This is a genomic window from Deinococcus ficus (genome assembly GCF_003444775.1).
GTDB classification, from domain to species: Bacteria; Deinococcota; Deinococci; order Deinococcales; family Deinococcaceae; genus Deinococcus; species Deinococcus ficus.
Genome location: NZ_CP021081.1, coordinates 1,671,022 through 1,690,867 on the forward strand (window position 1 = coordinate 1,671,022; position 19,846 = coordinate 1,690,867).

A 19,846-nucleotide genomic window follows, 5' to 3' on the forward strand; every position below is an offset into this window, starting at 1 on the left:
GGACGTTGGGAAAGATGGAGAGGGGTAAGGGGGTAGAATCGTTTACGGTGTGCGGCGCCGTCTCGAGCCGCGTCCGGGTCAGAACTTGTACGGCCACTTCTTGAAGTACATGCGCGTGAGGCGCCACCAGTTCGCCAGGCCGCGCGGTTCGAACATCAGGAACAGCACGATCGCCAGGCCGAAGGTCAGGGGTTTCATGGCGGAGGCCACGTCCACGCCTTCCGGGAAGATGCTCGCGCTGCCCAGCGATTCACTGGCGGTGCCCATCAGGCGGTCCAGCGTCACGATGAACATGGGGCCCAGGAACGCGCCCGGCAGGCTGCCCAGGCCTCCCACGATGGCCATGGCGAGCAGCTGCACGCTGGTGTGGAGCATGTAGTCCTCGATGACCACGGCCTTCTGGAAGTACGCGAACAGGCCCCCGGCGATGCCGGCGTACAGGCTGCCGAGCATGAAGGCGGTGAGTTTGGCGGTGCCGGGGTTGATGCCCATGGCGGCGGCGGCGCGGTCGTTGTCGCGTACGGCGATCATGCTGCGGCCGTGTTTGGTGCGCAGCACGTTGCGCCACAGCAGCGCGAGGAGCACCAGGACGGGCAGGATGATGTAGTACCAGAAGATGTTGTGGTTCAGGAACGAGTCCTCGATGCCGAACACGACGGGTTTGGGCATGCTGATGGACCCGCCCTGTTCCAGCAGCGGGGAGTGGCCCACGCCCCACTCGAAGATCACCTGGAAGGCCAGCGTGGCGACCGCGAGGTACAGGTACTTCAGGCGCAGGCTGGGCAGGCCCACGATGGTGCCGACCAGCGCGCCGGCCAGACCGCCGATGGGAATGGCAAGGAAGAACGGCAGGTTCAGTTTCGTGGCGGCCAGCGCGGTGGCGTAGGCGCCCACGCCCATGAAGGCCGCCTGGCCGATGTTGATCAGGCCGGTGTAGCCGGTGGTGATGTTCAGTCCGATCACGGCGATGGCGTAGATCAGGATCATGTTCACGTCGCGCAGCATGGTCTTGGGCAGGATCAGCGGGAGCAGCAGCAGCAGCCCCAGGCCCAGGATCAGGCTCGCCTGTTCGGCATACGTGGCGAAGATCGTCTGGTCCTGCTGGTAGCGCACGCGGTAGTTGCCGGTCTGCGTGAAGCGGGAGGCGGGCATCAGCGGCGCTCCTGAGGGTCGCGCCCGGTGGCGGGGAGGTTACACACGTTCGATCTCCTTCGTGCCGAACAGGCCGTAGGGTCGGATCAGGAGCACCGCGATCAGGATCAGGAAGGGGAACACGGTGCGGGTGCCGCCGCCCGGCACGTACTGGTCCAGGTACCCGGCCGCGAGGTTTTCCAGAATGCCGATCAGGATGCCGCCCACGATGGCGCCCAGCACACTGTCCAGCCCGCCGAGAATCACGACCGGGAAGACCATCAGGCCGATGGCGGTGAGGCCCCCGAGGCTGAGGCCGGTCATCATGCCCAGGATCACGCCAGCGGCGGCGGCGCTGAGGCCGGCGGCGGCCCAGGCGAGCGCGAACACGCGTTCCACGCTGGTGCCGACGCTCATGGCGGCCATCTGGTCGTCGGCGACGGCGCGCATGGTGATGCCCAGGGTGCTCTTGTTGAAGAAGTACGTGAACGCTCCCAGCAGGCCCAGCGAGGCGAGCACCCCGGCGATCTGCACGCGGGAGAGCTGCGCGCCCAGCACGGGAATGCTGTCGCCGGTCAGGGCGGCGGGCGTGGGGAAGTTGAAGTTCCCGGCGCCGTACGGGGTGAGGTGCAGCAGGCCGTCGATGACGCTGGCCAGGCCGATGGTGACCATGATGACGCTGATGATGGGTTCGCCCACCATGCGCCGCAGGAACACCCGCTCGATCAGCATGCCCAGCAGGAAGGTGCTGACCATGCTGATCAGCCCCGCCACCCAGAAGTTCACGCCGGCCTGCGTGAGGGCGTAGGCGATGAAGGCGCCGGTGGCGATCACCTGCCCGTGCGCGAAGTTGATGACGCGGCTGGACTTGTAGATGAGCACGAAGCCCAGCGCCGCCAGGGCGTAGATGCTGCCGATGACCACACCGGCAATCAGGAGTTGGGGAAGCAGGTCCACGTCTCGGTCTCCTTGGGGCTCAGGCGCTCGCCTGGGGGCGGCGGGGCGGGGCAGGAACGGCGGGGCCTTCGCCGGGCACGTCGTGAACGGTGATGCGGGTCTGCACGCGCTGTTCCTGGCCGTCCTGGTACTTGAACACGGCCTCCACGGCCTTCTCGCGGCTGCCGTCGTACAGCGCCTCGACGATGGGCGCGTACTTGGCGCCGATGGTCTTGCGGCGGACCTTGCCGGTGCGGGTGAGTTCGTCGTCGTCGGCGTCCAGGAGCTTGTACAGCAGCACGTAGCGTCTGATGCGTTCGTGCGGTTCGAGGCGGCCGTTGGCTTCCTGCACCTCGCGGGCGATGAGCTCGGCGACTTCGGGTTTGCTGCTCAGGTCCATGTAGGTGGTGTAGGCGATCTGTTTTTTCTCCGCCCACTGCCCGACGGTCATGGGGTCCACGTTCAGGATCGCGGTGACCTCGTCGCGGCCGTCGCCGAGGGCGACGGCTTCCTTGATGTACGGGCTGAACTTCAGGCGGTTCTCGATGTACTGGGGGCTGAACTGCTCCCCGCGGGCGCTGCGCATCACGTCGCTGAGCCGGTCGATGACCTGCAGGTGGCCGTCCGGGGTGAGGCGGCCGGCGTCGCCGCTGTGCAGCCAGCCGTCTTTGATGGTCTCGGCGGTGGCGTCGTCCTTCTTGTAGTAGCCCTTGCACACGGCGGGGCTGCGGCTGATGATCTCGCCGTCCTCGGTGATGCGGCACTCCCCGCCGGGCAGCGGCTTGCCGACCGTGTCGAAGCGGATGTCGCCGTCGCGGTGCACGTACGCGATGCCGATGTTCTCGGTCTGGCCGTAGATCTGCTTCAGGTTCACGCCGAGGCCGTGGTAGAAGCGGAACACGTCCGGGCCGAGCGCCGCGCCGCCGGTGTAGGCGTGCGTGAGGCGCAGGAACCCGAGCTGGTCGAGCAGCGGGCGGGTCAGGCCCCAGTACGCCACCCAGCGTTTCATGGCGGCCAGGCCGGTGGGCTTGCGGCCGGAGAGGGACGCGTCGGCGGCGTCCGTGCTCCATTTCATCAGGGTGCGGTACAGCGCGCGATTGGGGCCGTAGCTTTCCTGCATCTTGATGTACATCTGGCTCTGGATGCCTTCCCACACGCGGGGCGGGGCGAACATGAAGTGCGGGCCGATCTCCACGAGGTCCTGCATGGCGGTATCGGTGCTCTCGGGGAAGTTCACGGTGATGCCGCCCGCGAGCGCCACCCCGATGGTCATCATCTGTTCGCCGATCCACGCCATCGGCAGGAAGCTCAGGTAGTCGCTGCCGGGTTTGAAGCGCTCGACCTCGCCCAGGGACTTGCCCATGTACAGCAGGTTGCGGTGGCTGAGCATGGCGGCTTTCGGCAGGCCGGTGGTGCCGGAGGTGAGGCTGAAGTGGCACACGTCGTCCGGGTGGCCCTTGGCGCTCTCGGTGCCGAAGATGTCGGTGGGCTGCTGCCGGCCCAGGCTCAGCAGGTCCTCGAAGCTCATGAACCAGGGATCACCGGCGTGCTTGGCCATGCCGCGTGGGTCCTCGTAGATGACCTTGCGGACCTTGCCCCCGGCGGCGGCGTCCAGGTCGGCGCGGTGTTCGAGGAGTTTGTCCACCTGCTCCTCGTCCTCGGCCAGGACGACCACGGCGTCGGTGTACTCCACGACGTACTTCACCTCGCTCGCGACGCTGCTCTGGTACACGCCCACGCTGATGGCGCCCAGGGCCTGCGTGCCGACCTCCATGAACACCCAGGCGGGGATGTTCTCGGCGATCACCGCGACCTTCTCGCCGCGCGTGACGCCCAGGGCGTGCAGGCCGGCGGCGACCTCGCGGGCGCGTTCCAGGTACGTGAGGTTGGTGGTCTCGTTCCAGATGCCGAACTCCTTGTGGCGCAGGGCCACGCCGTTCGGGGAGAGGCGGGCGCGCTCGGTCAGGAGTTGCGGGATGGTGAAGCGGGTCACGTCCCCCAGCAGACTGGGGTTGGCGAAGATGTTCGGAGCGGCGGGCGCGGCAGGCTGGGCGGTCATGCGGGCACCACCTGCGCGGCCGCACCCGTCACGCTGTCCTCGAAGGGCCGCTGCTCGGCCACGCCGGTGTACGCCTCGATCACGCGGGGGTTGGCGCTGACTTCTTCGGGGGTGCCCTCGGCGATCTTCTGCCCGAAGTCCAGGACGTACACGCGGTCGCTGATGTCCATGACCACGCCCAGGTCGTGCTCGATGAGCACCACGGTGATGCCCTGTTCCCGCTGGATGTCCAGGATGAAGCGGACCATGTCCTCCTTCTCCTCGACGTTCATGCCGGCCATAGGTTCGTCCAGCAGCAGCAGTTTCGGCGCAAGGGTCAGCGCCCGGGCGACCTCCACGCGCTTCTGGATGCCGTACGCGAGCGTGCCGACCGGGTGGTGGCGGTGCTCCTCCAGTTCCATGAAGTCGATGACGCGCTCCACGTACGCGCGGTTGTACGCCTCCTGCTTGCTGGCCTTGCCGTAGTACAGGAGGCTGTGCAGCAGGCCGTAGCGCAGGTGCGTGTGCCGGGCCAGCAGGAGGTTTTCCACGACGCTCAGGCCGCGGAACAGTTCCAGGTTCTGGAAGGCGCGGGCGATGCCGTAGCTCGTGACGATGTTCGGCGCGGAGCGGCTGAGGTCGTGGTCGCCGAAGGTGATGCGGCCCTGGGTGGGGTGGTAGAAGCCGCTGATGCAGTTGAGCATGCTGGTCTTGCCGGCGCCGTTCGGGCCGATGATGCTGACGATCTCGCCTTCCGGCACGACCAGGCTGACGTCCGTGAGGGCCTTGAGGCCCCCGAACTGCAGGGTCACGTTCTCGACGTGAAGTTGTGGCATGGGGGCCTCCGGCCTGCTGGGGGGTGAAACCCGGGCGGTAGGGACGGTGAAGGGACGCCTGAAGCGCCGGACAGGGGGCCGGGCGCGGGACAGCGGGTGTGTTTTCGGTGGGTTGATTATGTGGGGTCGGGCCGGGGCTCATCCGTAAATTCGTCTAGACTTCTCTGACGATCTGCTCATTCTTGATAAAGTTGGCTAGACAGATTTGGGGTGGATTGAGGATCATCCGGGGCTGGTCCGGCACACTGAACCCACCCGATATGTCCCCTGTGTCCCCCTCCCCGACCTTCCCGCCCGGTCAAGGAGCCGCCCCCACGTGAACACGCCCCTGACCCCTCTGGAGCCCGTGCTGCGCGCCCTGCACCTACACGCCGACCGGACGGCCCTGCGGTGCGGCGACATGACCCTCTCCTACGCGGAGCTCGCCCGCCGCACGGCGCAGATGGTCACTCTGCTGCATGAGGCCGGCCTGCGCCCCGGCGGGCACGTCGCCCTGGTCTCCCCGAACACCCTGGACGCCCTGATCGCCTTCCACGCCGTGCCGCTGGCCGGCGGCGTGATCGTGCCGCTGAACACGGCCTTCGACGACCACGACCTGAATTTCCTGCTGCGCCACGCCGACCCGGTGGGCGTGTTCGTGGACCGCGCGCAGCTGCCCCGCGTGGCCCACACCCTCGAGGCGCTGCGCCTCCCCTACCGCGCCACCGGCCCCGACGCGGCCCTGGCCGCCGAACTGGACACCCACGCCCCCGCCGAGCTGCGACTCCCGGAGGGCCTCAAGGAAGACCAGCCGATCAGCGTGAACTACACCAGCGGCACCACCAGCGACCCGAAGGGCGTGATGCTCACGCACCGGAACATGCACACCAGCCTGTGCAACCTGCTGTACCACCTGAACCTGCGCCCCGGGCACGCGCACCTGCACGCGCTGACGCTCTCGCACAGCAACGGCTGGGGCATGGCCTGGGCGGTCACGGCCGCCGGCGCCGAGCACGTCCTGCCCACCCGCCCACAGCCGCTGGGCGCCGCCGACCTGCGCGCCGAACTCGCCGCCGTGACGCACCTGACGGCCACGCCCGCCCTGCTGGCCCCACTGGCCGACATGCCGCAGGCCGCTCCCCTCCCCCGCCCCGTGCGGGTGCTGCTGGCCGGCACGACCCCCACCCTGCCGCTGATCACCGGCCTGCAGGCGCAGGGCTTCGAGGTGCTGCACGGCTACGGCCTGACCGAGACGAGCGCCGTGCTGACCGTCACGGACCTCGGCGCGCAGCCCGGCGCGGACGCGGCGCTGCTGCGGCGTCAGGGGCACGCCATGCTGCACGGCGGCGAGATCCAGGTGGTGCTGGAGGACGGCACGCCCGTGCCCGCCGACGGGCAGACTCCCGGCGAGGTGGTGATCCGCAGCAACCAGGTCATGAAGGGCTACTACAAGAACCCCCGCGCGACCCGCCGCGCCATCAAGAACGGCTGGCTGCACACCGGGGACCTGGCGGTCCTGCACCCCGACCACCGCCTGGAGATCCTGGACCGCGAGGGCGACCTGCTGAAACTGGCCGGGCACCCGATGTCCAGCGTGCAGATCGAGGCGGTGTTGTACCGGCACCCCAGCGTGCGGGAGGCCGTGGTGGTGGCCGCGCCCGGCGAGGACGGCGACCAGCCGGTCGCGTTCCTGACGCTGCACCCGGGCGCGCAGGTGACCGGCCGAGAGATCCTGGGCTTCTGCACGCCGCACCTGCCGGCGTACGCCCTGCCGCGCCGGGCGGTGATCACCACCGACCTGCCCAAGACCGCCAGCGGGAAGGTCCTGAAGCACGTCCTGCGGGCCGAGGTGAAGGACAAGCGCCTGGGGCACAGCGCGGACTGAGGGGGTGGGCCCGGCCGTGCCACACTGAAGCGGTATGCCCAACGTCCTGATCGTGGATGACGACCCGGCCATCCTGGAGATTCTGGGCGCGTACCTGCGCGCCGAGGGCCACACGGTGCTGGAGGCCGGGGACGGCTGGCAGGCGCGGGAACTGCTGCCGCGGGCGGACGTGGCGGTGCTGGACTGGATGCTGCCCGGCGTGAGCGGCGTGGACCTGGCCCGCGAGGTCCGGGCGGGCGGGTCCAGCCTGCCGATCCTGATGCTGACCGCCCGGGGTGAGGAGGAGGACAAGCTGCGCGGCCTGGACGGCGGCGCGGACGATTACGTGGTCAAGCCCTTCAGTCCGCGCGAGGTCGTGGCCCGCGTGCGGGCCCTGCTGCGGCGGGTGGGCGTGGCGGACGTGCTGGTCAGCGGCGGGCTGCGCATCGACCTGCGGGCGCGGGCGGCCAGCCTGAACGGCGCGGCCCTGGAACTCTCGAAGCTGGAATTCGACCTGCTGTCAGCCCTGGCGCAGCACGCGGGGATGGCGTGGCCACGCGAGCGGCTGCTGGAGCGGGTGTGGGGCAGCGACTACCTGGGCACCGAGCGGGTGGTGGACGTGCACATCACGGCGCTGCGCCGCAAGCTGGGCGACACGTCGGACACGCCGCGGTTCATCGAGACGGTCCGCGGCGTCGGGTACCGCTTCCGGGAGGACTGACGTGCGCTTTCTGCCCCGGCTGCTCCTGTCTCACCTGCTGGTGATCGCGCTGGCGGTCGCGGGCCTGTTCGTGGCGGCCGAGCTGTTCGCACCGAACTTCTACCGCGCGCACGTGGACGAGATGGTGCAGACCCTCGGTCCGGCCGGGGCGGAACTGCGCGGGAACCTGGAGCACGGCATGCGCCTGACGCTGACTCGGGCGCTGGGCGCGTCGGTGCCGCTGGCGGTGCTGGTGGCGATCGGGGCGGCGCTGCTGTCGTCGCGGCGGGTGGTGCGGGGCGTGGAGGCCCTGCGGGCCGGCAGCGAGGCCCTGGCGGCCGGCGAGTACCACGCCCGGCTGCAGGCCGGCGGCCGCGACGAGCTGAGCGACCTGGCGCACAACTTCAACGTGATGGCCGAGCGGTTGGAGCGGGTGGAGCAGGGCCGGGTGGAGTTGATCTCGAACGTCGCGCACGAATTGCGCGCGCCCCTGGCGGCGCTGCGCGGGTATGCCGACGCGATCACGGACGGCGTGATGGCGCCGGAGCACGCGGCGGGCGCGATCACGCGGGAGGTCGCGGCGATGGAGCGGCTGGTGCAGGACCTGAGTCTGGTGTCGCGCGTGGAGGCGGGCCGGATCGAGCTGCGCCTCCAGAGGCTGGACGTGGCGGGGGTGCTGGCCGGCGTGCAGGAGCGCTTCAGTCTGGCGTTCGAGGAACGCGGTGTGGGACTGGTCGTGCCCGCCGGGCCTTTCCCGGCGGTGCGGGCCGACGGGGAGCGGCTGGCGCAGGTGCTCACGAACCTGCTGGGCAACGCCCTGCGGCACACGCCCCGGGGCGGGCAGGTGAGCTTGGGCGTGCGGGTGGACGGCGGCGCGCTGCGCGTCGAGGTGACGGACACCGGGCCGGGCATCGCGCCGGAGCACCTGGACCGGGTGTTCGAGCGCTTCTACCGGGTGGACGCGGCCCGCGCCCGGGCGGACGGCGGGAGCGGCGTGGGCCTGACCATCGCACGCGGCCTGACCGAGGCGATGGGCGGGCGGCTCAGCGTGGCCTCGCAGGTGGGGCGGGGCAGCACGTTCGCGTTCACGGTGCCGCTGGCCGGCTAGGCGCGGGCGGGGCTGCTACGCTCCGGGGTATGGCCCTTTCCCCCGTTCCTTCCACCACGCCGGACTGGGCGTTCGAGCGCGAGCACTGGCGGCGCGGATACTTCCGCGTGGCGGGCGTGGACGAGGCCGGGCGGGGCGCCTGGGCGGGTCCGGTGACGGTCGCGGCGGTGATCCTGCCGGGCCTGGCGCGGGACTACCCGTTCCGGGACAGCAAGCAGCTCTCGGCCGCGCAGCGGGAGGTCCTGGCGGCCGAGGTGCGCGCGGTGGCGGTGAGCTGGGCGGTGGAACACGCCTGGCCGGAGGAGATCGACCGGCTGAACATCCTGGGCGCGACGCACGCGGCGGCGCTGCGGGCGCTGGCGCGGCTGGATCCGGCCCCGCAGGCGCTGGTCACCGATTACCTGAAGCTGCGGGTGGACGTGCCGCTCAGTGCACCCCCGAAGGCGGACGCCCTGAGTTACAGCGTGGCGGCCGCCAGCCTGCTCGCCAAGACCGAACGGGACCGCGTGATGGCCGAACTGGACGGGCAGCACCCGGGGTACGGGTTCGCGGGGCACAAGGGGTACGGCGCGCCGGCCCACCGGGCGGCGCTGCGGGAGCTGGGCGTGTCGGAGGTGCACCGGCGGTCGTTCGCGCCGGTCCGGGCGCTGCTGGGCGCGCCGGCGCCACTGTTCGGGGACGCGGAATGAGGGTGGAATCGGTGAGCGCGGCGCCGGGGCACACGTTCAGCAAGGCGGTTCTCCCGACTGTCCGGCTGATTGCAGGGGTGGGCGTGGAGGGGGACGCGCATGCGGGCGCGACTGTGAAGCACCGCTCGCGGGTGCGGCAGGACCCCACGCAGCCGAACCTGCGGCAGGTTCACCTGATTCACGCCGAACTGCTGGACGAACTGGCCGCGCAGGGCTTCACGGTGCGGCCCGGCGACCTCGGGGAGAACGTCCTGACCTGCGGCGTGGACCTGCTGGGCTTGCCGCGCGGCGCGCAGCTGCACCTGGGGCCGGAGGCGGTGGTGGAGGTCACGGGCCTGCGCAATCCCTGCGCGCAGATCGAGGCGTTCCAGCCGGGGCTACTGCGGGCGGTGCTGGACACCGACGCCCAGGGAAACCCGGTGCGCAAGGCCGGGGTGATGGGCGTGGTCTTGCGGGGTGGGGAGGTCCGGCCCGGGGACGCGGTGCGGGTGGTCCTTCCGGCCGGACCGCACCGCCCGCTGGACCGGGTGTAGCCCGGGGTTACTCGGCGGGGCGTTTCTCCAGGCCGGTCTGCGTTTCGGTGGGTGCGAAACCCACGCTCTCGTACAGCACCTGGGCGTGGTACCCGGGGTCGGCGACGATCACCAGTTGCCGGATTCCGTGGTGCTCGCGGGCCCACTCGGCGGCCGTGTGCACCAGCGTGCCGGCCAGGCCGCGCGCGCGGTACTCCGGGTGCGTCTCCACGCTCTGGTAGCGGGCCACGCCGTCCCCGCAGTCGAAGATGCCCAGGCCGCTCAGCGCCCGGCCCTGGTCGTCGAAGGCGGCGAGGTACGTGCCGTGCCCGCCTTCCTGAAGGCGGCGGTAACTGCCGAGTTTCCCCTGGGCGAAGGTGCGGTACCCGTCCGGGGCGTGGCCGTGCGGGTCGGCGGCGTTCACGGCCATGCGCAGCTCCAGCACGGCCGCCCAGTCGGCGTCGGTGCTTGGGGGGCGCAGCTGCGCGTCGCGGTTCAGGGTGCGGGGGGTGTGCGTGCACGCGGCGGTCAGGACGGTGTCCTGGTACGCGCCGTACCCGCGGGCCCGCAGGTGCTCCAGGTCGGTCAGCTCGGCGGCCGGCAGGTTCACGCCGAAGGTGGTGTGGGCGGCCTCCGGGAAGATCCTGCGGAATTCGGTCTCCCAGGCGTCCAGGGTGCCGGCGGTGGGCGCCTCGTCCAGCAGCAGGTAGTTCCCCCACCAGAAGCTGGGGTTGAAGGGGCTCTGGACGCTGGTGTGCTGCCGGTGGCGGGTCACGGTGGCGCCCTCGTGGCGGCGCAGGGCGACGTCCGTGAAGTAGCCCAGGGAGCGGGTGTGTGGTGAGGCGGTCATGCGGTCAGGGTAGGGTGGGCCGCCGGGGCGCGGCATCGGCCGGATGGCGGACCGGCCGGGGTCAGAACCGGCAGTTGCGCTGCTGAATGCCGCAGGATTCGGACGGCCGGAACGGCTGGGCGAGCAGCGCGGCAGAGATGCGGGCGGCCTTGTCGGCAGTGTCCTGCACCAGGGTCAGGTCGGGCCGGGTGTCCTGCGGGGTGTGGTAGTGCGCGTCCAGGCCGCGGTGGAAGAACAGCGTGCGGATGCGCAGGCCCTTGAAGGGCACGTGATCGCTGCGTCCGGTGAGGTAGCCGCTGCGGCCGAAGTCCTGCACGCCGCCCGGCGGGTCCTCGGTGAAGGCGCCCAGGCCGGGCACGGCGGTCTGCGCGGTGCGGATCACGTCCACGTCTCCGGCGACCTTCAGCGGGGTGGCCGGCACGCCCACCATGTCGAAGTTCAGCATGGCCCGCAGGGGCCGCAGCTTCGCGGAGTGGGTCTTTACGAACAGCCGGGAGCCGATCAGGCCGTCTTCTTCCAGGTCGAACAGCACGAACCACACGCGGTCGGCGGTGGGCGTGCCGGCGTGCTGCCGGGCGAGGTTCAGGACGGTCAGGACGCCGCTGCTGTTGTCGTTCCCGCCGGGGCTGCCGTTCACGGTGTCCAGGTGCGCGCCGTACAGCAGGTCCGGGGTGGCGTTCACGCGCCGGACGATCAGGTTGTGCCCCGTGACTGGGCGGATCTCCACGCGCGAGGTCAGGGTGACGGTCTGCCCCGCCAGGGCCAGCACGCGGGCCTTCTCGGCGGCGGGCACGGTGACCAGCGGGAAGGGCGTGGCGTCCACCCTCTGCAGAGCGCGGCCGGGGCAGTCGTCGATGAGCAGCAGCCCGAAGCCCCCGGCGCGGTTCACGCGCTCCGCGAGGTCCCGCCAGCTTCCGCTCGGACAGGTGGTGAGGGCCAGCTGGGCGCGCAGGCCCTGCGCTTCCATCACGTCCGGGGTGGCGTCCGGGTCCACGTGGACGAGTCGGGCAGTCTGCTCCCCGCCGGCCGCGCCGTAGATGGCCTTGACCGGCAGGGTGAACCCGGGGGCCTTGAGGGTGCCGCCCTGGTCGAAGGGCCGGGTGGCGGTCACCTCCTGCCGGGTGACGTGGTACCCCAGGGCCGTGAACTGCGTGTCCAGCCAGTCCACGGCGCGGTCGTGGCCGGGGGTGCCGACCGGGCGGGGCCCTAAGGCCGCCAGGGCCGCCCAGTCCTGCGCGGTGGTGCGGGTGCGGGCCGCCTCGGCCAGGGCGGGGTTGCGGGGGCGGGTCAGTTCCTGCCACCCGGCCCACACGGCTCCGGCGGCCAGCAGTGCGGGCAGCGCGCGCTTCCAGGCGGGCGGGGCGGGCTTGGTGGGCAGTGGGCGGGGAGAGCGCCGGGGCAGCATGGTTCAGGGTACGCGGGCGGGGGCGGCGCGGTTGCCAAGGGTGACCGGGTGGCGGGCGGGACCAGGCGGGACACGGTAGACTGGAGGGTGTGACCGACCCGCGCACCGCCCATATTCGAAATTTTTCCATCATCGCCCACGTGGACCACGGCAAGTCCACGCTGGCGGACCGCATCCTGGAGAAGCTCGGCGCGATGGGCGAACGCGACAAGCGCGACCAGACGCTTGACACGCTGGAACTCGAACGTGAGCGCGGCATCACCATCAAGTCCACCCCCATCCGGCTGGAGTACGTGCAGGAGGGCGGCGAGCGGTACGTGTTCAACCTGATCGACACGCCCGGCCACGTGGACTTCAACTACGAGGTCTCCCGGTCCCTGGCGGCGTGCGAGGGCGTGCTGCTGCTCGTGGATGCCTCGCAGGGCGTCGAGGCGCAGACCATCGTGAACGCGTACCTCGCCATCGACAACAACCTGGAGATCGTGCCGGTCATCAACAAGATCGACCTGCCGGCCGCCGATCCGGAAGGCGCCGCGGCGGAACTGGAGGAAGTGATCGGCATTCCGTCGGACAACGCGGTGTTCGCGTCCGGCAAGACCGGGCAGGGCGTGCCCGAGATCCTGGAAGCGATCGTGAAGCACGTCCCGCCGCCCACCGGCGACCCGGACGCGCCGCTCAAGGCCCTGATCTTCGATTCCTTCTACGACGCGTACCAGGGCGTGATCCTGTTCGTGCGCGTGCTGGAAGGCACCTTGAGGCCCAAGGACGCCATCCGGATGTTCAGCAACGGCAAGGACTTCGACGTGGACAAGGTCGGCACCTTCACCCCCGGGCTGGTCGTGGGGCAGGAACTGATCGCCGGTAGCGTGGGCTGGGTGGCGGCCGGCATCAAGGACATTCACGACGCGCAGGTGGGCGACACCCTAACCAGCCGCGAACACCCCACCGACGAGCCCTTCCCGGGCTTCAAGCCCGCGCAGCCGGTGGTGTTCTCGGGCCTGTACCCCACCGACACCGAGGACTACCGCAAGCTGCGCGAGGCGCTGGAGAAACTGAAGCTGAACGACGCGGCCTTCAGCTTCGAGCCGGAGACGTCCGAGGCGCTGGGTTTCGGGTTCCGCTGCGGGTTCCTGGGTCTGCTGCACGCCGAGATCATTCAGGAACGCCTGGAACGCGAGTACGACCTGGACCTGATCGCCACGGCGCCCGCGGTGGTGTACCGCGTGACCCTGACGAACGGTGAGATCTTCGAGACGCAGAACCCGGCCGAATTCCCCACCCGGGACCGCATCACCCTGATCGAGGAGCCGTACATCAAGCTGCACATCATGCTGCCCGAGACGTACGTGGGCACCGTGATGCAGCTGCTGCAGGAGCGCCGCGGCGTGATGCAGACCATGAACTACCTGGGGCACCACGGGCGCGTGGAGCTGATCTACGAGGTGCCGTTCGCGGAGATCCTGTACGACTTCCACGACCGCCTGAAAAGCATCTCGCGCGGGTACGCCAGCATGGACTACGAGCAGATCGGGTACCGCGAGGGCGACCTGCGCAAGGTGGACATCATGGTGAACAACGAGGTGATCGACGCGCTGGCCGTGATCGTGCACGACACCAAGACGTACTCGCTGGGCCGCAAGATCGTGGACAAGATGGCCGACGTGATCCCGCGGCAGATGTTCCCGGTGCCGGTGCAGGCCGTGATCGGCGGGAAGATCATCGCGCGCGCCACCGTGAAGGCCTACCGCAAGGACGTGCTCGCCAAGTGTTACGGCGGGGACATCAGCCGCAAGAAGAAGCTGCTGGAAAAGCAGAAGAAGGGCCGCGCCCGCATGAAGCAGTTCGGGACGGTGGAGGTCCCGCAGGAGGCGTTCCTGGCGGTGCTGAGCACCGAGGAATAAGGCGAAAGTGATCGGAACAGGGCCGGCCCGGTGGATGCACGCAGCCTCACCGGGCCGGCCCTTGCAGGCCTCCCACTGACCCCGGCCCGTCATGTCGGGTTCTTTACGTTTCGGGGGGCGGGCTTGACAATCGGGCGCCTGAAGGCCACGTGAGGGTTCTGTCATAGGAACGGGCCTAGTCTGAGAAGCGTGAACCCCCCGCCGTCCGTCCCGGCGCCCCTGGTCTCCCCCAGGCGGCGGCCGCTGACGCTCCGGGCACAGTTCACGCTGGTGATCTTCCTCCTGGCCTTCCTGCCGAATCTGGTGCTTACTTTGAGTGCCGGCAGCGCTTGGCCGCTGGAATCGCTGGTGCTGTGGATGGCGCTGGTCGGGGTGCTGTGCGCCCTGATCGGGTACTTCCTCAGCGGCGCGCTGCTGCGCTCCCTCAGCCGCCTGGCCCAGGAGATCCGGGCCGGCGAGATCGGCGGGGCGCACGCCGACGACCCGGCCGAGATCGTCGCGCTGCGCGGCGCCTTCACCGGCCTGGTGGGCCGCCTGGGCACCGAGCAGCAGCGCCGCAACGCCTTCATCGCGACCCTGGTGCACGACCTGAAAACGCCCCTGATCGCCACCGGGCACCTCACGCAGGCGCTGACCACGCTGCCCCTCCCGGACGCCGAACGGCGCGAGGTGGGCGCCCAGATCACGCAGGAAACCGAACGGCTCCTGCAGCTGGTGCAGCAGATGGCCGACGCGCACCGCTTCGAGCGGGAGGACGTGCAGGTGCAGCCGGCCCCCACCGACCTGCGCGCCCTGCTGGACGACGTGGCCCGGCGCGTGCAGCCGCGCGTGCAGGCCCGCGGCCTGACCCTGGTCGTGACCGGGCACGGGCACGCCAGCGTGGACCGGGGCGTGCTGGAGCGCGCGGTGATGAACCTGCTCGACAACGCGCTGCGCTACGCCCGGGCGCACATCGAACTGCGCGTGGACACCCGCGGCCTGAGCGTGCTGGACGACGGCCCCGGCCTGAGCGCCCCGCTCGAGAACCTCGCGCAACCGTTCAACGCCCAGCCCACCCTGATCGCCGGGCAGCAGTACACGTCCGGTACCGCCGGCCTAGGGCTGTTTATCGCCCGCCGCATCGCCGAGGCGCACGGCGCGCAGCTCACCTACCACCGTGAACCCCTCTCACCCCTTGCCGTTTCCCGTCCCGCTTCTCCGTCCGCCCTTCCTGTTCCCGCTTCCTTTCCCGACGACGTGGCCCGCAGCGCGTTCACGGTCGTGCTCCCGGAGGTTCAACCATGAGAATCGTGATCGCCGATGACCACCCCCTCTTCCGCATGGGCCTGAAATACGCCCTGATCCAGCAGGGCTTCGACGTGGTCGCCGAAGCCAGCGACGGCGTCAGTGCCCTGGACGCCTGCCGCCGCTGGCAGCCGGACGCCGCCCTCCTGGACGTCAAGATGCCCGGCATGACCGGCATCGAGGTGTGCGAGAAGCTGCGCGTCCTGCATCCGGAGGTGGTCGGCGTGCTGATCACGACCTTCACCGAGCCGGCCATCGTGCAGGCCGCCCGGGCCGCCGGCGCGCGCGGGTACGTCAGCAAGGAAACCGATCCGGAATCCCTGGCCCGGCAGCTGCGTGACATCGTGGCCCACCCGGACGTGGACCGCCTGCCGCAGGTGGACGTGCCGCGCCTGACCCCCCGCGAGTCCGAGGTGCTGCCCCTGCTGGCGCTGGGGTACAGCAACAAGGAGATCGCCAAGAACCTGGGCGTCAGCCCCGACACGGTCAAGGACCACCTCGCGCGCCTGTACTCGAAACTGAACGCCGGGGACCGCACGGAAGCGGTGAGCCGCGCCCGCAGCATCGGTCTGCTGAACTGAGAGGCGGCATGGAGCGCCCCGGACCATATGGTCCGGGGCGCTTGGCGATTCCGGTCAGATGAGGCAGCCCGGTTGCCACCACGGCCTTAATATGAGCTTCATGAAAAGAGCTCTGCTGTTGGGCTGCCTGCTGCTGGCCTCCCCTGCCCTGGCACAGGGCAGCGAAGCGTCCACCGCCGCACCGACCACCTCCAGCCCCGATCTGAACGCCCTGCCGGACCTGAGCACCCCGGACACGATCTTCACGACCGCCACGCTGTGGGGCGGCCCGGCCACCGAGGTGTATATACTTCCTGGCCTGAGCGCCGCCTTCAGCTTCCCGGTCATGCCGGACACGGCCCTGCGCCTGGGCGCGGAAGCCATCCTGGTTCCACTGTCGGACGTGAACCTGCCGCTGCCCGTAGTGAACGCCGATGTGCTATTCGGCGAGCACTACGGCGACACCGTTCTGTACGCCGGCCCCAGTGTGGGCACGGTGCTGGGCGCCGCGTGGCTGCTGGGCGGGGTGGCCGGCGTGCAGCGGCCGTTCGGGGACAGCCCGGTCGGCTGGTACGCCGAATCCCGCCTGCGGTTCGGCACGGACTTCCGCAACGCGTTCATCTTCCTGCCGGGCGTCAGCGTGGGCCTCACCGTGCGGTTCTGACCCGTCTACCTCTCCTCTACACGTCCCCCCCGGCCGGCGCGCCGGGGGCATTACGTTCAGGGCATGGGCAGCGCGGCGCAGGCTGAGGTGTGGGCTCTTTCCGGGCGGGCGCGGTCGCTGCGGCCGTCCGCGACGGTGGCGGTCACGTCCCGCGCCCTGGAACTGAAGCGGCAGGGCGTGGACCTGATCAGTCTGAGCGTGGGCGAGCCGGATTTCGACACGCCGCCCCACATCCGCGACGCCGCGGTCCGCGCGGTGCAGGCGGGCGGCACGCGGTACACGGCGGTGAGCGGCCTGCCGGAACTGCGGGAGGCGATCAGTGAGAAGTTCCGGCGGGAGAACGGCCTGACGCACGCGCCGGACGAGGTGACGGTCACCAGCGGCGGCAAGCAGGCGCTGTTCAACGCCTTTTTCGCGCTGCTGAACCCGGGGGACGAGGTGCTGATCCCGGCGCCGTACTGGGTGTCGTACCCGGAGATGGTGGCGCTGACGGGCGCGGTGCCGGTGCCGGTGCCGACCACGGCCGGGTCGGGGTTCGTGCTGGACCCGGAGGCGCTGGCGGCAAGGATCACCCCGCGCACGCGGATGATCGTGCTGAACAGCCCCGGCAATCCCACCGGCGCGGTGTTCCCGCCGGACGTGCTGCGCGCGGTGGCGGACCTCGCGGTGCGACACGGACTGATGATCGTGACCGACGAGATCTACGAGCATCTGGTGTACGACGCCGAGCAGGTCAGCATCGGGACCTTCGCGCCGGAGCACACGCTGACCATCAACGGGGCGAGCAAGGCCTACGCGATGACCGGGTGGCGCATCGGGTACGCGGGGGGCCCGCGGGCGGTGATCGCGGCCATGAACGCCCTGCAGTCGCAGAGCACCAGCAATGCGTGCAGCGTGAGCCAGTACGCGGCGCTGGCCGCCCTGACCGAGCACGCGCAGACGGCCGCGTTCGTCGAGTCGGCGCGCGCGGCGTACCGGGCGCGGCGGGACCTGCTGGTCGCGGGCCTGAACGCGCTGGGCCTGCCCACGCCCACGCCGCAGGGCGCCTTCTACGCCCTGGCGGACACGCGCGTGCTGCACCCGGACGAGCTGGAGGCCGCCCGGATTCTGCTGGAGGAGGCGCGGGTGGCGGTGGTGCCCGGCACGGACTTCGGCGCGCCGGGGCACGTGCGCCTGAGTTACGCCGCGGGCCTGGACACGCTGCGGGAGGTGCTGGCCCGGATCGAGGGCGCGCTACCAAGGTGACGATGGGAACCTTTGGGCGGGGCGCGTCGTAACCTGGGCGTATGACGAACATGCACCCCGGCCAGGACGGCACGTACAGCCTCCGTGACTTCATCGCGCAGACCGCCGAGCGGGACAACCCGGGCGAGGTCTTCGAGCTGGAGTCCAGCAAGATGCTGGAAGTGAAGGTGAACGGCACCCGCATCTGGAGCAAGCTGGGCGCCATGATCGCCTACAAGGGCAACCTCAGCTTCAAGCGTGAGGGCACTCTGGAAGGCGGGCTGATGAAGGCCCTGAAACGCGCCGTGACGCAGGAGATGAGCCCCCTGGCGAAGATCGAGGGCCGCGGCGTGGCGTACCTGGCCGACCAGGGCAAGGAAATCCAGATCCTGCGCCTCGCCGGGGACAGCCTGAACGTGAACGGCAACGACCTGCTCGCCTTCGAGGACAGCGTGCAGTACGACATCACCATGATGCGCCGCATGGCCGGCATGGCGGCCGGGGGGCTCTTCAGCGTGCGGGTGCAGGGGCACGGCATGGTGGCGATCCTGTCGCACGGCAAGCCGCTGACGCTGCGGGTCACGCCGAACGAGCCGGTGTTCACCGACCCGAACGCCACCATCGCCTGGAGCGGCAACCTGCAGCCGCAGCTGCGGATGGATTCCTCGCTGCGCAGCATCCTGGGCCGGGGCGGCGGGGAGACCTACCAGATGGCGTTCCAGGGAGACGGGTTCGTGGTGGTGCAGCCGTACGAGGAGTTCGAGGCCGGGATGCTCGGCAGCGACGACAGCCACGGCGGCGGGATCGGCCGGACCATCGGCGACCTGTTCGACTGAACCTCAGCGGTCACTTCCCTGCGCGTGGGCCCCTGACCGGGGTCCACGTTCTGCGTTCCGGCCCTGCCGGCGGGCGTCAGGGTCTACACTTCCGGGCAATGAGTCTCGTGGTGATGGCGACAGGTGGCACGGGGGGCCACATCTACCCGGCGGTGGCGACCGCCCGGGAACTGGTCCGGCGGGGCCACACGGCGCTGCTGCTGGGGCAGCGGGGCGGCATGGAGGAACGCGTCGCCCGCGAACAGGACCTGGAGTTCGTGGGCGTGGACGCCGGGAAGCTCGCGCGCAGCGGGCAGGGCCGCCCGGACCCGCGGGAGTTGCTGCGCGCCGGGAAGGGCATCCTGGAAGCGCGGCGGGTGCTGCAGCAGCGCCGGCCGGGCGTGGTCGTGGGGTACGGGGGCTTCGCGAGCCTGCCGGGCGTGCTGGCCGCGCAGAGCCTGCGGATTCCCACGGTGCTGCACGAGCAGAATGCCCGGCTGGGCCTCACGCAGCGGCTGGCGGTCCGGCAGGCGCGGGCGATCGGCACGGCGTACGAGACCGTGATCGGCCTGGACCCGGCCCGGGCCACGCTGGTGGGCATGCCGGTGCGCGAGGACCGCCTGGACCGCGCCGAGGCGCTGGCCCGCCTGAAGCTGCGCGAGGGCCCGCTCACGATCTTCGTGATGGGCGGGTCGCAGGGGTCGCTGTTCCTGAACAACACCGTGCCGGACACGCTGCGGCACGTGCTGGGCGCCGAGGGCCTGCTGGACGCGACCGGCGCGGGCCGCGGCACCCGGGTCAGCGAGACGGGCCACCACCTGCCGGCCATCGACCTGGATTTCGTGCACGGCACGCACGCCGCGCCGGGCACGGGCGGCGCGGCGGTGCAGGTGCTGCACTCCACCGGACCGCGCTGGCTGCCGGAGGTGGCGCCCGGCGTGAAGGACCTGGAGTGGTACCACCCGGTCGGGTACGTGGACGCCGTGGCGGCGTGGTCGGTGGCGGACCTGGCGATCACCCGGGCGGGCACCAGCACCCTGGCGGAGGCCGCGTTTCACGGGGTGCCGCTGGTCATGGTGCCCCTGCCGGAATCCTCGGAAAACCACCAGTTTCACAACGGCAAGAGCGTGGAGGCGGCGGGGGCGGGCGTCGTGGTGGAGCAGCGGGAGGCGCAGGGAACGCTGGGACCGGCGGTGTTAGAGTGTGCCGAACCGCGCCGGCGGGCGGCCATGCAGGCTGCGGCGCGGGCCCGGGCGCAGGTGGGCGCGGCCGCGCGCTTCGCGGACCTGATCGAGGCCCAGCTGTCCGGCCCCCGGGCGGACTGAGTGCCCGGGGAGCGGCCAGTGGACG

General features: G+C 70.6%; 18 protein-coding genes. 12 read left to right on the top strand and 6 right to left on the bottom strand.

Going from position 1 to position 19,846, the window contains the following annotated elements:
• Positions 1 to 78: 78 nt before the first annotated feature.
• The 4 genes from DFI_RS08165 to DFI_RS08180 are packed head-to-tail and all read right to left on the bottom strand — an operon-like array spanning position 79 to position 4,941.
• A complete protein-coding gene (locus DFI_RS08165) occupies positions 79 to 1,152 on the bottom strand; it encodes a branched-chain amino acid ABC transporter permease (protein WP_027461732.1) in 1,074 nt (357 codons plus the stop codon).
• Between the two features lie 39 nt (positions 1,153 to 1,191).
• On the bottom strand, positions 1,192 to 2,088 hold the full coding sequence (locus tag DFI_RS08170) for a branched-chain amino acid ABC transporter permease (RefSeq protein WP_027461733.1): 897 nt from the start codon (positions 2,086 to 2,088) through the stop codon (positions 1,192 to 1,194).
• A 19-nt stretch (positions 2,089 to 2,107) separates the two neighbouring features.
• Positions 2,108 to 4,126, bottom strand: a complete 2,019-nt coding sequence (locus tag DFI_RS08175) for an AMP-binding protein (RefSeq protein WP_051307398.1) — start codon at positions 4,124 to 4,126, stop codon at positions 2,108 to 2,110.
• Positions 4,123 to 4,941: an ABC transporter ATP-binding protein gene (locus DFI_RS08180; RefSeq protein ID WP_051307399.1), complete on the bottom strand. Its 819-nt coding sequence runs from the start codon at positions 4,939 to 4,941 to the stop codon at positions 4,123 to 4,125. The genes DFI_RS08175 and DFI_RS08180 overlap by 4 nt, the downstream gene beginning before the upstream one ends.
• Before the next feature lie 316 nt (positions 4,942 to 5,257).
• Between DFI_RS08180 and DFI_RS08185 the strand changes: the two genes are divergently transcribed.
• Genes DFI_RS08185 through DFI_RS08205 form a run of 5 tightly spaced genes read left to right on the top strand, consistent with a single transcriptional unit; the run spans position 5,258 to position 9,814 of the window.
• Positions 5,258 to 6,805, top strand: a complete 1,548-nt coding sequence (locus tag DFI_RS08185; protein WP_027461734.1) for an AMP-binding protein — start codon at positions 5,258 to 5,260, stop codon at positions 6,803 to 6,805.
• 34 nt (positions 6,806 to 6,839) lie between these two features.
• Positions 6,840 to 7,505 carry a winged helix-turn-helix domain-containing protein gene (locus DFI_RS08190; protein ID WP_027461735.1) on the top strand — a complete coding sequence of 222 codons (666 nt, stop codon included), beginning with the start codon at positions 6,840 to 6,842 and terminating at the stop codon, positions 7,503 to 7,505.
• A gap of 1 nt (position 7,506) precedes the next feature.
• Complete coding sequence (locus DFI_RS08195) at positions 7,507 to 8,592, top strand: sensor histidine kinase (protein ID WP_027461736.1); 1,086 nt, start codon at positions 7,507 to 7,509, stop codon at positions 8,590 to 8,592.
• A gap of 29 nt (positions 8,593 to 8,621) precedes the next feature.
• Complete coding sequence (locus tag DFI_RS08200) at positions 8,622 to 9,281, top strand: ribonuclease HII (protein WP_043776692.1); 660 nt, start codon at positions 8,622 to 8,624, stop codon at positions 9,279 to 9,281.
• Positions 9,278 to 9,814: an MOSC domain-containing protein gene (locus DFI_RS08205; protein ID WP_027461737.1), complete on the top strand. Its 537-nt coding sequence runs from the start codon at positions 9,278 to 9,280 to the stop codon at positions 9,812 to 9,814. The genes DFI_RS08200 and DFI_RS08205 overlap by 4 nt, the downstream gene beginning before the upstream one ends.
• 7 nt (positions 9,815 to 9,821) lie before the next feature.
• On the opposite strand, the gene DFI_RS08210 is transcribed toward DFI_RS08205, so the two are convergent.
• Together DFI_RS08210 and DFI_RS08215 are read right to left on the bottom strand one after the other, a co-directional pair.
• Positions 9,822 to 10,643, bottom strand: a complete 822-nt coding sequence (locus DFI_RS08210; protein ID WP_027461738.1) for a GNAT family N-acetyltransferase — start codon at positions 10,641 to 10,643, stop codon at positions 9,822 to 9,824.
• Positions 10,644 to 10,704: 61 nt separating this feature from the next.
• Entirely contained in the window at positions 10,705 to 12,048 is a 1,344-nt protein-coding gene (locus DFI_RS08215) for a M28 family metallopeptidase (RefSeq protein ID WP_051307400.1), read from the bottom strand.
• Positions 12,049 to 12,128: 80 nt separating this feature from the next.
• Here DFI_RS08215 and lepA point away from each other — a divergent pair, with 80 nt between their 5' ends.
• The 7 genes from lepA to murG all read left to right on the top strand — a co-directional run bounded on the left by lepA (position 12,129) and on the right by murG (position 19,821).
• Positions 12,129 to 13,949 (top strand): translation elongation factor 4, encoded by a 1,821-nt coding sequence (gene lepA, locus DFI_RS08220; protein WP_043776693.1) that lies wholly within the window; start codon positions 12,129 to 12,131, stop codon positions 13,947 to 13,949.
• 189 nt (positions 13,950 to 14,138) lie between these two features.
• Complete coding sequence (locus DFI_RS08225) at positions 14,139 to 15,233, top strand: sensor histidine kinase (RefSeq protein WP_051307401.1); 1,095 nt, start codon at positions 14,139 to 14,141, stop codon at positions 15,231 to 15,233.
• Positions 15,230 to 15,814, top strand: coding sequence for a response regulator transcription factor (locus DFI_RS08230; RefSeq protein ID WP_022801786.1), 585 nt, complete (start codon positions 15,230 to 15,232; stop codon positions 15,812 to 15,814). The genes DFI_RS08225 and DFI_RS08230 overlap by 4 nt, the downstream gene beginning before the upstream one ends.
• Before the next feature lie 100 nt (positions 15,815 to 15,914).
• Positions 15,915 to 16,457 carry a hypothetical protein gene (locus DFI_RS08235; protein ID WP_155864494.1) on the top strand — a complete coding sequence of 181 codons (543 nt, stop codon included), beginning with the start codon at positions 15,915 to 15,917 and terminating at the stop codon, positions 16,455 to 16,457.
• Between the two features lie 63 nt (positions 16,458 to 16,520).
• A complete protein-coding gene (locus DFI_RS08240; RefSeq protein ID WP_027461741.1) occupies positions 16,521 to 17,702 on the top strand; it encodes a pyridoxal phosphate-dependent aminotransferase in 1,182 nt (393 codons plus the stop codon).
• 41 nt (positions 17,703 to 17,743) lie between these two features.
• Entirely contained in the window at positions 17,744 to 18,517 is a 774-nt protein-coding gene (locus tag DFI_RS08245) for an AIM24 family protein (RefSeq protein ID WP_027461742.1), read from the top strand.
• Between the two features lie 98 nt (positions 18,518 to 18,615).
• The gene (gene murG / locus DFI_RS08250) at positions 18,616 to 19,821 is read left to right on the top strand and encodes an undecaprenyldiphospho-muramoylpentapeptide beta-N-acetylglucosaminyltransferase (protein ID WP_022801782.1); all 1,206 of its coding nucleotides are present in this window, start codon (positions 18,616 to 18,618) and stop codon (positions 19,819 to 19,821) included.
• Positions 19,822 to 19,846: the final 25 nt, after the last annotated feature.

What these genes read in the sequence shown, in the direction of transcription:
- DFI_RS08180 (WP_051307399.1), bottom strand. Translation starts at nt 4,941, where the DNA reads ATGCCACAACTTCACGTCGAGAACGTGACCCTGCAGTTCGGGGGCCTC.
- DFI_RS08245 (WP_027461742.1), top strand. Translation starts at nt 17,744, where the DNA reads ATGACGAACATGCACCCCGGCCAGGACGGCACGTACAGCCTCCGTGAC.
- DFI_RS08205 (WP_027461737.1), top strand. Translation starts at nt 9,278, where the DNA reads ATGAGGGTGGAATCGGTGAGCGCGGCGCCGGGGCACACGTTCAGCAAG.
- DFI_RS08190 (WP_027461735.1), top strand. Translation starts at nt 6,840, where the DNA reads ATGCCCAACGTCCTGATCGTGGATGACGACCCGGCCATCCTGGAGATT.
- DFI_RS08240 (WP_027461741.1), top strand. Translation starts at nt 16,521, where the DNA reads ATGGGCAGCGCGGCGCAGGCTGAGGTGTGGGCTCTTTCCGGGCGGGCG.
- DFI_RS08200 (WP_043776692.1), top strand. Translation starts at nt 8,622, where the DNA reads ATGGCCCTTTCCCCCGTTCCTTCCACCACGCCGGACTGGGCGTTCGAG.
- murG (WP_022801782.1), top strand. Translation starts at nt 18,616, where the DNA reads ATGAGTCTCGTGGTGATGGCGACAGGTGGCACGGGGGGCCACATCTAC.
- DFI_RS08230 (WP_022801786.1), top strand. Translation starts at nt 15,230, where the DNA reads ATGAGAATCGTGATCGCCGATGACCACCCCCTCTTCCGCATGGGCCTG.
- DFI_RS08235 (WP_155864494.1), top strand. Translation starts at nt 15,915, where the DNA reads ATGAAAAGAGCTCTGCTGTTGGGCTGCCTGCTGCTGGCCTCCCCTGCC.
- DFI_RS08165 (WP_027461732.1), bottom strand. Translation starts at nt 1,152, where the DNA reads ATGCCCGCCTCCCGCTTCACGCAGACCGGCAACTACCGCGTGCGCTAC.
- DFI_RS08210 (WP_027461738.1), bottom strand. Translation starts at nt 10,643, where the DNA reads ATGACCGCCTCACCACACACCCGCTCCCTGGGCTACTTCACGGACGTC.
- DFI_RS08215 (WP_051307400.1), bottom strand. Translation starts at nt 12,048, where the DNA reads ATGCTGCCCCGGCGCTCTCCCCGCCCACTGCCCACCAAGCCCGCCCCG.
- DFI_RS08175 (WP_051307398.1), bottom strand. Translation starts at nt 4,126, where the DNA reads ATGACCGCCCAGCCTGCCGCGCCCGCCGCTCCGAACATCTTCGCCAAC.